Genomic DNA, 1107 nt, shown 5'->3' on the forward strand with positions numbered 1-1107 from the left:
TCCGGGCCGAAGGTGCCTACTTCGTGACCGGTGAATGCCAGCGGCACCGGCAACGAACCTGGGCGGTTCACGTTGTCGACGACCTTGGAGTGGACTGCCGCGCGCCGATGTCGAAGACTGAAGGCCCTGCGTTCCTGATCCCACTCGACGATGCCCAGACGCCACCTGTCCCCAGGGATGAGGTCGCCCGGAGGTACCTCGGGCGGCTTATCGCCCTGTTTCACCGCGAAAAGTCCGAGCCGTTCATCGCGGACGATAAGCTGCACCGTGCAACCCTGAGGCGTCTCGACGAGGTCGTGGCTCCCCCCGCCTGCGGACCGGTCCTCGCCGAAGTTGGGGCAACCGTCGGCAAGTGGTTGGATCGCCAGCCTGGCGCATCACACATCCTGACGTTGGTGCTGCCGCCCTGCGACGAGAACGCGGTCATTCAGACCTGGGCGTCGGAGGCGGGACACCAGGTCCTCGCGCCGCCCTCGCGGCAATCGCTCGTCGCCGCCAATCAGCCCATCCTGCCGGACATGATCGGGTCGGGGATCCTGGTCATCCCCAGGCTGGAGGACTGGTTCCTGCGGCATCGGGAAGGCCTGAGGGCCGTGCGCGCGCTCCTCGCGGCCATCGACGGACTGGATCGACCGGTGGTCGTCGGCTGCAACGCCTGGGCCTGGTCGTTCCTCGCCAAGGCGGCCGGCGCCGACGCCCTTCTGCCCGATGCCGTGACGATCAAGCCGTTCGACGCCGTCCGCCTGCATGGCTGGTTCGTCCAGCTCTCGACCTCCGAGGCCACCGGGGCGATGCGGTTCCGCCTGCCTGCCGACGGCGAGGACGTGCTCGCGGTCGACGAGGCGGGTACGCTTCGCAACGACTACCTGCGCAAGTTAGCCGGGCGCAGCCTCGGCATACCCTGGGTCGCCTGGCACCTCTGGCGGCGCAGCCTGCGTACGGGTGACGACGCTGACGTCGCCGAGGACGCGAAGGCCGCGATGTCGGATGGCGATGCCAGCGAGCAGACCCTCTGGGTGGCCGCCCTCGACGAGTACCTTCTCCCAGGTACGGACGACGGCACCGCCCTCCATGCCTTGCACGCGCTGCTGATACACGGGCCGTTGA

At 68.5% G+C, this 1107-nt stretch carries 2 protein-coding genes; one reads left to right on the forward strand and one right to left on the reverse strand.

The features are described from left to right. Nucleotides 1–266: hypothetical protein (locus J7U37_RS24770; RefSeq protein ID WP_247637475.1), on the reverse strand; the 266-nt coding region annotated here is incomplete at its 3' end. A gap of 30 nt (nucleotides 267–296) precedes the next feature. Here J7U37_RS24770 and J7U37_RS24775 point away from each other — a divergent pair. Continuing rightward, on the forward strand, nucleotides 297–1107 hold an 811-nt coding region (locus tag J7U37_RS24775), incomplete at its 3' end, for a hypothetical protein (protein WP_247637476.1).

The sequence above is a fragment of the Methylobacterium sp. 37f genome (assembly GCF_023093475.1).
In the GTDB taxonomy this organism is placed as follows: Bacteria; Pseudomonadota; Alphaproteobacteria; order Rhizobiales; family Beijerinckiaceae; genus Methylobacterium.